10 protein-coding genes are annotated in these 12,486 nt (G+C 56.1%); 9 read left to right on the plus strand and 1 reads right to left on the minus strand.

The annotated features are described in order from the left end of the window. Position 1 precedes the first annotated feature (1 nt). The 5 genes from ACJO5Y_RS16020 (at position 2) to ACJO5Y_RS16040 (ending at position 7,839) form a co-directional block, all read left to right on the plus strand. Complete coding sequence (locus tag ACJO5Y_RS16020; protein WP_406988606.1) at positions 2–1,087, plus strand: enoyl-CoA hydratase/isomerase family protein; 1,086 nt, start codon at positions 2–4, stop codon at positions 1,085–1,087. 62 nt (positions 1,088–1,149) lie between these two features. Further along, on the plus strand, positions 1,150–2,037 hold the full coding sequence (mmsB, locus tag ACJO5Y_RS16025; RefSeq protein ID WP_406988608.1) for a 3-hydroxyisobutyrate dehydrogenase: 888 nt from the start codon (positions 1,150–1,152) through the stop codon (positions 2,035–2,037). A 169-nt stretch (positions 2,038–2,206) separates the two neighbouring features. Continuing rightward, positions 2,207–4,312: a type VI secretion system Vgr family protein gene (locus ACJO5Y_RS16030; protein WP_406988610.1), complete on the plus strand. Its 2,106-nt coding sequence runs from the start codon at positions 2,207–2,209 to the stop codon at positions 4,310–4,312. Further along, positions 4,275–5,138, plus strand: coding sequence for a DUF4123 domain-containing protein (locus ACJO5Y_RS16035; protein WP_406988611.1), 864 nt, complete (start codon positions 4,275–4,277; stop codon positions 5,136–5,138). Before ACJO5Y_RS16030 ends, ACJO5Y_RS16035 begins: the two co-directional genes overlap by 38 nt. Then, positions 5,122–7,839, plus strand: a complete 2,718-nt coding sequence (locus ACJO5Y_RS16040) for a LysM peptidoglycan-binding domain-containing protein (RefSeq protein WP_406988612.1) — start codon at positions 5,122–5,124, stop codon at positions 7,837–7,839. The genes ACJO5Y_RS16035 and ACJO5Y_RS16040 overlap by 17 nt, the downstream gene beginning before the upstream one ends. Here the strand turns inward: ACJO5Y_RS16040 and ACJO5Y_RS16045 are convergent. After that, positions 7,836–8,771, minus strand: a complete 936-nt coding sequence (locus ACJO5Y_RS16045) for a formylglycine-generating enzyme family protein (RefSeq protein WP_406988614.1) — start codon at positions 8,769–8,771, stop codon at positions 7,836–7,838. The two genes, ACJO5Y_RS16040 and ACJO5Y_RS16045, sit on opposite strands and share 4 nt — an antisense overlap. Before the next feature lie 372 nt (positions 8,772–9,143). Between ACJO5Y_RS16045 and ACJO5Y_RS16050 the strand changes: the two genes are divergently transcribed. From ACJO5Y_RS16050 to ACJO5Y_RS16065, 4 genes are all read left to right on the plus strand, one after another. Continuing rightward, complete coding sequence (locus tag ACJO5Y_RS16050) at positions 9,144–9,806, plus strand: hypothetical protein (RefSeq protein ID WP_406988615.1); 663 nt, start codon at positions 9,144–9,146, stop codon at positions 9,804–9,806. Between the two features lie 247 nt (positions 9,807–10,053). Continuing rightward, positions 10,054–10,917: a hypothetical protein gene (locus ACJO5Y_RS16055; protein ID WP_406988617.1), complete on the plus strand. Its 864-nt coding sequence runs from the start codon at positions 10,054–10,056 to the stop codon at positions 10,915–10,917. A gap of 110 nt (positions 10,918–11,027) precedes the next feature. Next, positions 11,028–11,156 (plus strand): hypothetical protein, encoded by a 129-nt coding sequence (locus ACJO5Y_RS16060; protein ID WP_406988619.1) that lies wholly within the window; start codon positions 11,028–11,030, stop codon positions 11,154–11,156. Positions 11,157–11,307: 151 nt separating this feature from the next. After that, the gene (locus ACJO5Y_RS16065; RefSeq protein WP_406988621.1) at positions 11,308–12,411 is read left to right on the plus strand and encodes an AI-2E family transporter; all 1,104 of its coding nucleotides are present in this window, start codon (positions 11,308–11,310) and stop codon (positions 12,409–12,411) included. Positions 12,412–12,486: the final 75 nt, after the last annotated feature.

The raw sequence follows: 12,486 nt of genomic DNA on the forward strand, positions 1-12,486 counted from the left end.
TATGACTGGTCAAGCGATGGTTTTCGAAGAGTGGCCCACGGCCGACGGCAGTCACATCGCCGTGGCCCGGCTGAACATGCCGAAGGCACTCAACTCCCTGTCTCTGGAAATGATCCGGTTGCTGACGCCGCAGCTCAAGCGCTGGGCGGAAGACAGCAGCATTTGTGCGGTGTGGCTGGAAGCCGAGGGCGACAAGGCATTTTGCGCCGGCGGCGACATCGTGGCCCTGTACCGCAGCATGACCGAGCCCAAGGGTGCCGGGGCAGGAGCGAGCGAGGGCGCCACATTCTTCGAGGAAGAGTACGAAATGGACTACCTCATCCATACCTTTCCCAAGCCCATTGTGTGCTGGGGCCATGGCATTGTCATGGGTGGCGGTATGGGGATCATGGCGGGCGCGTCCCACCGGGTAGTCACCGAAGGCTCCAAACTGGCCATGCCCGAGAGCAGCATTGGTCTGTATCCGGATGTGGCTGCGGGCTGGTTCCTCAACCGCACGCCTGGTCGAACCGGGATGTTCCTGGGCCTGACCGGCGCCCGCATGAATGGCGCGGACGCATTGTTTGTCGGGTTGGCGGACCGCTTCATTCGGCACGATCTCAAAGCCGGGGTGGTGGACGCCCTGAAACAGCGGAACTGGCAGAACGAGGACAGTTACGCCGTGGTCAGCAGCGTGCTGAGGCAGTTCGAACAGCAAAGCGCCGATGCACGACCGGAATCGCCGGTACGCAACCATTTCGATGACATCAACCGGGTGACGGATGCCGATACGCTGGAAGAAGTCATCGCCCAGCTGAACGAGCTATCCGGTGGCAACGGCTGGCTGGCCAAGGCGACCAAATCGTTGGCAACGGCATCGCCCACCTCTCTGGCCCTGTGCTGGCGACACCTGAACAACGTTCGCCACGACAGCCTGAAGGAAGCTCTGGACAAGGAGCTGACGATCTCCCGCAACTGCCTCACAAAAGGCGAGTTTGCCGAAGGCATCCGCGCGCTGTTGATCGACAAGGATCAACAGCCCCGCTGGCGCTATGCCTCGGTGGCGGAAATGGACAGCGCCTGGATCGACGACTTTTTCACTCGATAGTAGGCAGGCCGGCATAAAGCGCCGGCCCGTTTGACTGAATACAACAAGAAAGGGGAAGAGATATGGCAACAATTACCTTCATCGGACTGGGCAACATGGGCGGCCCCATGGCCAGCAACCTGGTCAAGGCCGGACATGACGTCACCGTGTTTGACCTGTCGAAGGACGCCGTCGCAGCACTGGTTTCCGAAGGCGCGAAATCCGCAGACACCGCCCACGCCGCGGCCAAGGGTGCCGAATGCGTGATTACCATGCTGCCCGCCGGTCAGCACGTGGAAACGGTGTACCTGGGTGACGATGGCCTGCTGGCCAACTTGCCGGCAGGTACCCTGGTGATTGATTCATCCACCATTGCGCCGGAAACCGCCCGTGGTGTGGCCGAAGAAGCCAAAGCCCGCGACATTCCGTTCATCGATGCCCCTGTGTCCGGTGGCGTTGGCGGCGCCAAGGCCGGCACCCTGACGTTCATCTGCGGCGGCGCGGAAGAGACCTTCAACAAGGCCAAGCCGATTCTCGAGGCCATGGGCAAAAACATCTTCCTCGCCGGTGAGCACGGCTCCGGCCAGGTGGCCAAAATCTGCAACAACATGATGCTGGCGATCCTGATGGCGGGTACCAGTGAAGCGCTGGCGCTGGGCGTGAAAAACGGCCTGGACCCTGCCGTTCTGTCCGAAATCATGAAGCAGAGCTCCGGTGGTAACTGGGCACTGAACGTGTACAACCCCTGGCCAGGTGTGATGGAAGGCGTTCCTGCATCCCGTGGCTATGAGGGCGGTTTCCTGGTGAACCTGATGAACAAGGATCTTGGGCTCGCCTTTGACAACGCCGTCAAAAACCACGCCGCCATCCCCATGGGCTCCCTGGCCCGCAACCTGTTCGAGCTTCACGCCGGGCAGGGCAACGGCGCGCTGGATTTCTCCAGCATCCAGCGCCTGTACAAGCCGGAGTAAACTCCGGCGCGGGGAGGACATCCTCCTCAATTCCGGCACTGGTTACTGGATTTTCAGAGCCAGTGCTGGTAGTTTTCCTGCAATCGAAAATCGGACGGGTTAACCACGGAGTGGGTTGCCAGATAGCTGTCCGATTCAGGACTTCACCATACCTTCAAGGATTGAAGATATGCCCCAGGCAAGCGGACTGCAGTTTACCGCCACCATTGGCGAATTTTCCTCTGATCACTTTTCCGTTGTCGGTTTTGAGCTGACCGAAAACCTTTCCGAGCTGTTTTACGGCAAGCTGGCGCTGGCCAGCACCGATCCGTCGGTCGCGGCAGCCGATGTACTGGAACAGGCCGTGGACCTGGTGGTCTGGCAGGACGGCGCGCCGTTGCGGCGTTTCACCGGTGTGGTCAACGAATTCGCCCGCGGTGATTCCGGCCACCGCCGCACCCGCTACGAGCTCATCATCCAGCCCCCGCTGTGGCGCCTGGGCCTGATGCACAACAGCCGCATCTTCCAGACCCAAACCACCGACGCCATCGTGCGCACCCTGCTGGAAGAGCGGGGCATCGTCGATACCTTGTTCGATCTCAAACGCCGCCCGGAAGAACGGGAATACTGCGTCCAGCACCGGGAAAGCGACCTGGATTTCGTAGAGAGGCTGGCCGCCGAGGAAGGCTGGCATTACCGCTACCACCACGGCTCGGTAGACGGCGAAGAACAGCCGGCCCTGATCATCGCCGATCACCACGGCGACGCCCCCAGACTGGAATCCGTGACTTACAACGGCAAGGCCGGCAGCAGCACCAAAACCCCCTGCGTGTTCCGTTTCGCCCATCAGGAGCGGGTCCGCGCCAGTGCCGTGGCGATGAAGGATTACACCTTCAGGAACCCGGCCTATGCCCTGATGCACGACAGTGCCGCGGGTGATGTTCAGCACCGCGAGGACTATCAGCACTACGACTACCCCGGTCGCTTCAAACAGGACGCCAGCGGCCAGCCCTTCACCGAAGCCCGGCTGGACGCCCTGAGAAACGACGCCAGCACCGCCAGTGGTAAAAGCAACCGCGCCGACTTCACCGCCGGCGCCAAAGTGGCCCTGACCGACCACGACAGTGATCACCTGAACCGGGAATGGCTGCTGACCGGCATCACCCACACCGGCAAACAGCCCCAGGCGCTGGAAGAAGAGGGCGGTTCCGAGCCCACCAGTTACAGCAATCAGTTCAACGCCATCCCCGCCGACCGCACCTGGCGCTCGCAAATCAAACACCGCCCCAGAATGGACGGCCCGCAGATCGCCATCGTCACCGGTCCGGAAGGCGAAGAGATCCACTGCGACGAACACGGCCGGGTGAAAGTGCGGTTCCCCTGGGATCGCTACTCAAAGAACGACGAACACAGCAGCGCCTGGCTGCGGGTCAGCCAGGGCTGGGCCGGCGGCCAGTACGGTTTCATGGCCCTGCCGCGAATCGGCCACGAAGTCATCGTCTCCTTCCTGGACGGCGACCCGGACCAGCCGATTATTACCGGCAGAACCTATCACGCGACCAACACGCCGCCGTACGCGTTGCCGGAACACAAGACACGCACCACCCTCAAAACCCAGACCCACAAAGGCGAGGGCAGCAACGAACTGAGATTCGAGGACGAGGCAGATAAAGAACAGATCTACGTCCACGCCCAGAAAGACTTGGACCTGCTGACGGAAAACAACCGCACCGAAGTCATCAAGAACGACAGCCACCAAACGGTCGAGAATAACCGCTTTTCTCATGTTAAGGGTAACGACCACGCCACCGTCGACGGCGAACACCGGGAACAGATCGGCGGCGATTACAGCCTCACTGCCAACGGCAGTCACCACAGCAAACAGGGCAAGAACCAGCTCATCGAAGCCGGCAGCGAGATCCACCACAAAGCCGGTATGAAAATCGTCATCGAAGCTGGGGCTGAAGTGACACTGAAGGCTGGTGGCAGTTTTGTGAAAGTGGACCCCAGCGGCGTGACGGTTTCAGGGCCGATGGTGAAGATGAATTCCGGGGGTGGGCCGGGGAGTGGGAGTGCGGCTTCGGCGCGGATTCCAGACACTCCGCAGCGAATACCGGAAGATGTTGTGCCTATCAAGGACGGCGCAGTATTGGCTGGCACGAAGCAGAGGCATGACGCGAGTCCCGATGTCTCGAGAGCCGGCTTACTAAAAGAAGCTGCGGATTCAGGTAACTTGGCTATCTCTAAATGTGAGTACGATGAGCATGGACGCTGCATTTTACATAACCACGCTTGAGGATACGGCCCCCCAAGGTAACAAACCGGAGGTAGCCTCATACGCCATCATGGACCTGGCCGTTGCCCACGATTTCTTGGAGCGACTCTACGGCGCTATGGCTAACCAGCCCATCGAATGGTGGAGTCTGTTTGAGGGCACCGAATGGCAATCGGATTGGTCCAGTGGTCCCATTCTAGTTGACTTGCGAAGCTGCGGTACTTTCATGCAGCAGCTCGCGATTGATATGGAGGCCCGATCTTTGGGTGTCATGATCGAGACACCATTGGATGCCCAAAAACTGCGAGATCGCTGCCAAAAGTGGTTGTTTGGGGCGGGGGGGGCGCAGCTGCTGCGATATTACGAGCCCAGAATGCTTGGACCGCTATTGTGTGTCATGGGCGATGTGCAGCTACGTCAGTTTATGCCTCCAGGCGAACAGTGGTTCTGGCACGATGGCTTGGTGTGGCGAACCCTGACCGGTAAAGATAGTGCTACAACCATAGAAGAAAGCTTAACCTCTGTCAGTGAGGAACAGCTTCGACAAGTTTCCCGCTACCGCATGGCTGCCCAGGCCGAGAGCTTTGCGAGCTATTACGGAAGCAGTCTGACGGCGTGCAAAGATCCCACTGTTTGGGTTCTGAATTGTTTGCTGGAAGCTCATGAGTCAGGGGTAACCACGGTGTCGGACCAGGAGCGTTGGTTGCGGCTGGCCATCAGGCACGGTGATGCCTTCCCCGCAGATGCGCAGTACCAGGAAGTTTTAAAGCAGGAGCAATGGTCAGCCAGTGAAAGGCTTACCGCTATGGAAAGCATAAGGAAACCGGACTATGTCCCAACAGCATGAAGTACGGGCAGGAGATACTCTGTCACAGATTGCCCAGCGCTATCAGGTCTCGGTATCGGAGATTCAGGCCCGAAACCCCATTATTCAGGATCCAGACCTGATTCAGGCCGGTTGGATGTTGGATATCCCGGCAATTGATTCAGCCAGTGAAGAGGATCTTCCACCGCCCCGGTCCGCGGACGACACAAGCTCCACCGAGGCGTCCTGCACTGATTGCCAGGTAGAGCTTGTCGAGCTGGTACACATTACCGGCGAGACAGGCTCGGTGCATGCCCTGACCGAACGGCAACGCAATGAGCTGGATAAGGCCGTTGAAGCCTTGCAGGCGCCCTTGCATGATCTGCAACAGGCAGAGGGTGGGCCGGAGGATCGGATTCCCGCAGCCAAGGAGGAAGCCTGGCAGGCGTTGAAGGATCTTGACGCATTGCCGCCCACCTCCTCAAGCACCACGGCTCGGGAACTGCTGGAAGACTACAAGGCACGCTGGCGGCACGCACAGCAGCGCCTGGATCGTCAGCAACGGCGACGGGAGCGTATTGGCCAGGAGTTGGAACACGTCCAGCGCGAGGTTCTGAGACCTATGTCTCGGCAGGCCAGCAACAACCCCAAGGACCTGCTGACCATCCGTATTTTCCGGACTCTGTCCCACGAACTGGAGGAGACATTGCGCAATATCAACACCGTGTTGGAGGCGCGCAGGAGCAATGTCAATTCCGAACAAAAAAACTACGAAACTCTGGATGAGCGCTTGCAGTTTCTCCGGGCAGCGCTGGAGGCGGAAATTGCCTATCGGATTGCCCAGGCATCTGACCCTCAGGACGCCGAGACAATCGCCCAGCTGGCTCATGAGACCGAGACACTCAAGGCGCGCACACATTGGCCGGAATTCATTGCCAGTTCGGACATGAATGCGCTGGTACAACGGCAGCAACGGCTGAAAGACATCGAAGCCACGCCTGATCCCGCCTGGTGGCGCGAGTTCGCCGATTACGTTGTCAGGAGTGATCCGACTCCATCCCTGTGGAGCCTGGTCGATACGGCGGAAGTCGAGCGTTACCGTGAACTCCAGGATGAGAAAGAAAATCTCATTACGGAACAAGAACAGGCTCTGAGCTATTTGGTTGAAACCAGCCCACCGTCAACAAACGACATATTTGCCAGCCCGAATGTTGGTGATACCCGGGCCTGGAATGTGGTGGAAATCAAGCGCACAAGCGAATCCGGATACCGCTACATTCATCGGGAGGCACTGCAGCGATTCCGCCAGGGCTGGCAGCCACTGACTATGACAGACGTAAAGCAAGCCATGTCCGCCGGCCGCTTCCGGGAGGCAGGCTCACAGGCCCGTGATGCCTTGCGGGCGGACCGGGAACTAAAGCTCAAGATTGCTCAATGGAAGAGCAAGGAAGACAATTTCTTCAACCAGCTCAATATTGAGCTGTTTAAGGAAGAGATTGCGACGGAAGACGGGCGATTCTCAGCGGGTGCAGAGGCCCAGATGTTCCGTTTTGCCGCTCAAGCCGGGTTATCTGGTTCCTACAACCCGGTGAAGGAAGAAGTCCACGTGGGCGGCAAGATGGAAAGCGCCTATAGTCTGCTGGAAGGCAAGGCTTCCCTCAAAGCCCAGTTGCCCAATGCCGATGGCACGCCCTTGCGACTGGAATACCAGGACCAGAAAGGGGAACTGGTGCGCCTGCATTGTGGCTACCTGCGCGCTGATGCGGAATACTCTATCCAGGGCTTTGCTGGTGCATGTGCGTCTCTGGCTGCCAACGTGAAGGCCTCCACGGCTCCCGGGAATGTGGGTATTACCGGAGACGCCGGCGGCGAGGTGTTCGCAGGTGGCACCCTGAAGAACGAAGCGGCCTTCAGCGTAAAGTGGAAGGCGGCATACGCAGAGGTTCAAGGCGAACAGGGCGACGGCGAACCCGTTTCGGATCAAGATCAGGAAAATAGGAATGAGGCGGATCAGGCTTTTAAGTCCCTGCTGGAGGTGAAACCGGAGTTTGCACTTTCTGCGGGGATTGGAGCTGGATTTGACTATAGGGTAACGTGGACGGAAGGAAAGCTCGTACTGTCATTAAAAGGGCATCTGGTTCTGGGGCCAGGCGCCGGTGGCGGCGTCGCAGCCGAACTCAACGGCTCGCAGATTATGGAGCTCGTCCAATTTATACGTTGGTCTCTCGAGCAATCCGATTTCAGGTTTCTGGAATGGATAGACAGTGAAGCATTCTCACTGATCTCCTTGATGTTGCGTGTCCAAGCAGTCAGTGGTGATGAGTTGGCTGATCTCGTATCTTGGCCTTTGGAGCGGCTCAAAGACTATTGGATAGCGGCCCAAGAAAATTATCGGGAAGCTGTAAATGCTGCAAACCGGGTTATGACAAACGAAAAGGTTGTGAATTACACGCCAGAGGCGAAGGCTAAGGTGCTTTACTTGTTTTCAAATAATGCACCAAGGGCGTTTAGTGAGAATGACAATAGCGTTGAGCAGTTGGCATCCGCGACCTTTGCTGTTTTGAGTACCGTAAAAACTCACCGGGAATTTATGGAAATTCTTCGTCGTATGGGCCGAGAGGGTGGCCCAAAGGGTGATTTGACCGATCTCAAGCAAAACTACACCCGCCTGTTCCTGAAGTTTCTTTATAGGTCTTCCAAGGCTGAACAAGCGGAGCAGTGGCTTACCGGACTGTATTCTTAATCTTTGCCGTTTGGGGCCAGTTGGTTCACCGCGCAGCGAAACCCGCCATTCAGTGGCACGCTTGATTCAGGTACTTGGCGTCGAGTAACGGTGGTGCTGCCAGTTAGATCCTGATAGTGCCCCCCACGCATGACTCTTTCAGGCTCTTCGATACCTGGGCCGACTGTGACCAGCTTACCTGCTTCCGGTCCCTCGGGATTAACTCTCTCTGAGCTCCGGTAATAGTCAGGGGAGTAGTAGTCGTTGACCCATTCTCCAACATTGCTGGACATATCATATAAACCCAGTGGGTTGGGCGGGTATGTGCCTGGAGAATTGGGTAACTCCTGGTCAATGCCAGGTCGGGATAGGGTGCTACCCTCATTGATATTTTGTCCGGGATGCAAGCTGCCATCGCTGGTTGCGTAGCGAACTGTTTGTCCCCTTGATTTAGCGGCATACTCCCATTGCGCCTCTGTGGGCAAGTCCACATCGCGATCGGCTTGTTCTCCAAGCCATAGGCAGAACGCTTTGGCATCATGCCAAGAGACGGGAGCAGGAAGCTCAGGGGCGAATCGTTCAGGGGAGTCGTTTCGTTTGTCTTCGTAAAAGCGTGCTTGGATTTCGTGCCCTGAAGCTTCCACAAAAATCTCAAAATCTTCTTGGGTAACTTCGTACTTTTGGATGTAGAAATCATCCAACTCAACCTCATGCACAGGGACTGTATCCTTGCGTACGCTCCATCCTCCGGGGTTGCCCATCATGAACCTCCCCCCCTCAACCAACACCATGTTGTCCATATTGCGTTGGACCATCTCGGTGGCATACCAATTGGTGATGGTGTCGCAGCCAACCAGGATCGTCAGGGAAGAAGAAAATAGCAGGGATTTCGAGGTACGAGACGCAATCATTGTCATTCCAGTCCATTGAGTGACATTCCATGTGGTGGACATTCTACCTGTCAGGTTGAAAAGGGCCAAGCTTACCAATTCGAGGTGTGGAAAGAGTTGTTTTGAAGACGGCTTGTGTTCGAATAAAGAGGGGCTCAATGAGCGACTTCCAACGAAACAGGATCCACGTATAATTCCTAGGCCCTGAAATTTGCCGTTATCGGGCCGGGACGTAATCATCAAAGGAACTGATATGAAAACCTTCAACACCCTGCGTGTGATCTATACGCTCATGGGTCTCGGGATGCTTGTCAGTCCCTTTTTTCTTTCCAGAGTACCTCTGCTTTTCTTTAGATCGCAACGACCTGTTTCAGATCTGATTCGCTCGCAATCCTGTTATTCCAACGCTTTTTTATCCCGTTGTCCGGTTTGAGTATGAGCCGGGCAGCGCCAGAAAATTTCAGTCTCCAAGCGGCAGCAATCCTTGGAGTTACAGTTGTGGAGAGAAAATTCGTGTGCTTTGCTCCAGGTGAACCGGAGTCCGCACGTATCGGCGGTTTCTTCTCGCTTTGGGGCGTTGGAATACTGAGGGCTACCAAAATCCTGCGAACGTCGATGTTTAGACATATTCTGGTTCTCGTTATGTGCATGCTCTCGCAATATTGTTTGGCTGTTGACGGCAATAAAGGTAGGTCATCTTGTTCAGAGAATTCTTTGGATAGCCTGTATTCCAGATACGAAATCTTCGAGGTGGTTAAGTACGGTGGAGGGTTGACAGCAGAGTCTTCCGCCAAAGGCCGTCTTGGAGAACAAGTCGTTGTTGAGCGTGATACTTTCCAGGTCAGGGATCTTGTTATTTCCAATCCATATTATGAATTGGCTTGTTACCCGTTGCCGAATGAAGGAGAGGTTGATACCAATCGCTGGAGCAACTTTTACGGGTTCGGCTTGAATAGAACTTCTATTGAGGTCTTGCATGTTTACGATGAAGACGATGTTACTGTTGAGCCCTCCGTTAATCTTGAATTAGTGAATGGCCAGCTTTGGGAAATGTATGACGGCTGGATCTATAAAATGAAGCCGCTGAAGCACCAGTGAGCCGGTCGCGGAGGCTGTCAACGTACTTGTGCCTTGGTTGGTAATAGCCTCCGTTACCGACTGGAGTCCAGTGGGAGTTCGCTGCCAGAAACAGAGGGCAGTCAGTCGCATACGCTACCAATACCGGAAAGTTGGATATCGATAACTACCTTCAGCGGTCTCCCAATATCGCTGCTGTTCAGTGAGCATATGGAGGCGGAGGGGAAATTCATCGCCGTCCGCCCGTGGAGAACAAGGACGTTTTTTCATGCAGTATATTTCAGCCTTTTTTCTATTACCTTCAACGATTGTTCTTGTCAGCTATTTCGCAACAATGTTGATGGGATCGCCCGGACGGACTCTCCTGGAGATCGAGAACCCCATTCTGGATATTGGTTTCCTCGTCGTTTTTTTCCTGAGTAGCCTGGCAGGCTGGTTGGGCGTTATTTTCAATGTGCCTTTCCGTGATCAGGGGAAGACAACGCTGGTTGGCAAAGGTGTTGTAATCGGGGTGATTGCGCTGCCAGCTGTATTCGTTTCGTTGTTGTTGGGAGATCGAGCCGCGCTATCGGTCTGCCTGGCAATGGGGTGGATTGGGTTAGTGATTCAGCTTCTGCCGGCACTGAGCACCGCTTGGCAGCGCCGAACGCCGGTATTTGGGCTAGTCATCGTTGTATTGGTACTTCCTTTCCTAATAAACCCCGTCATTTGGGAGAGTTCTGAGCTGATCCCGGTACCTGAAGCGAATTGGGGCGTCTACTACCCAGACTATGATTTGGAAGCCGATGACAGGTTCGTGGCGCATTATCGGGACCATGAGAGACGCTTTAACAAGCCACCAAAAGTAACGATCTCGAAAGCGGGTATGTTCATGATTAACGTGTTGGGGAGCTCACTTCCCAACACATTTCATCATTGTGGCCGCCATGAAATCTACAATATGTTTACTCCCAACTCGGAAGATGGCTGTGAAGCCAGTAGTACCAACGATACATGGGGCGAGCTTGAAATTGAGTTCTATGAGGACGGGAAATTACGCTGCATTAATTGTCGAGAGTATGGCAAGCCTGAACATTGGATGCGGATTAACAACTTGCCTGAGGGATACAGGTCGCCATTCCATAGTCTTTGAGATGCTTGCCGAGACGAGCCCGGATCGCTCGGGATAATATCCACGTATAATTCCCCGTTCCCGAAAACAAGCCGTTATCGGACCAGGATGCAACCTTCAAAGGAACTGATATGAAAACCTTCAACACCCTGCGGGTGATTGTTACGCTCGTGGGCTTCGGCATGCTCATTGGAGCCTTTTTTCATTCCAGAGCACTTCAGCGTTTCTTGAAACCGCAACAGCCAAGCCAGGCGTTGTGACAGATCTGATTCGCCTGCTTTTTGCGCCGGGCAAACCGGCCGCGTAACCCCCTCCATAATGCAGCCCGGCTCCGCGCAGGGTAGACTGGCCGTTTGATACCGGCCCGGCGTTTCTCCGGGCGGGATTACTGACACGAGCTCAGGGTTCATCATGGACGGCCACTCTAAACAGAACGAACCGGAAGACGAGAACAAGCGCCCCCTGTTTTCGTCCGACCTTTCAACGCCTATTCACGGGTTGTTTGCGCTCGGGGTTCTCTACACCCTTTACCTGGCGCATCAAATTGTACTGCCCATTATCCTGGCAGTGTTGACCAGTTTGTTGCTCGCGCCGCTGGTCAAGAAGGCTTACGTCAAATGGCGTGTGCCGCGCATGGTCAGTTCACTGTTGCTGGTATTGATGGTGCTTGCCGGTCTTGCCGGGGTGGGGGTTGCCGTTGCCATGCCCGCTCTGGATTGGGTCGGGAAGGCGCCAGAGGGCATTTCCAGGCTATTGGTGGGCGAGAGCACCTTTAAGCAACAGATCGAGCGGGTGTCCAGGTCGGCCAAGGAAGTGGAGAAATCGGTTGAGGATCTGTCGGAAGAGGAGGCGGAGAAGCCTACAACTGTTGTGTTGCAGACCGAGTCCTGGCGTAGCCAACTGATGACCAAGGCCCGGAATGGCGTCGCCGGCCTCGCGCTCGCTCTGGCCCTGACGTATTTTTTGCTGGTTGGCGGCGACCGCCTGATTCGGAACCTGGTGAGACAGCTACCCCGCGAACAACGCAAAACGGCGTTGCGTATTACCCACGATTCCCAAAGTCAGATTGCAAAGTATCTCGGGGTGCTCGGGTTAAGCAATCTGGTGGTTGGTGTCACCACCGGGCTGATGTGCTGGGCCGTAGGTCTTCCGGACCCGGCGGTGTGGGGCATCGTGGCAGCACTGGCCCGCTTCATTCCCTATCTGGGGGTAATCCTTACCATCGCGCTGCTGGCGGTGGTCTCGGCGATCAGCCTCGACAAGCTGTGGATGATGGCGATCGCGCCTCTCGGTTACCTGGGACTGACCACGGTCGTTGGTTTCTTCATTGAACCCTGGATCCATGGTTTCCGCATGGCGATCAACCCGGTGGTGATCTTTGTCTCCATCTTTTTCTGGGGCTGGCTTTGGGGGCCGGTGGGTGTGCTGCTGGCGGTGCCGCTGATGACGGTGATTCAGGTGGTCCTCAAGCAGATTCCCCGCCTGCGTCCGGTCTACAGGGTGATCGCCCGCTAGTTCGTTGCGGATACCCGCAACACCCCCTGACACCTCCGGGAATCTAACCTATCCTGACTGAATACCCTAAATTCA

This window comes from Marinobacter alkalisoli (assembly GCF_045449855.1).
In the GTDB taxonomy this organism is placed as follows: domain Bacteria; phylum Pseudomonadota; class Gammaproteobacteria; order Pseudomonadales; family Oleiphilaceae; genus Marinobacter.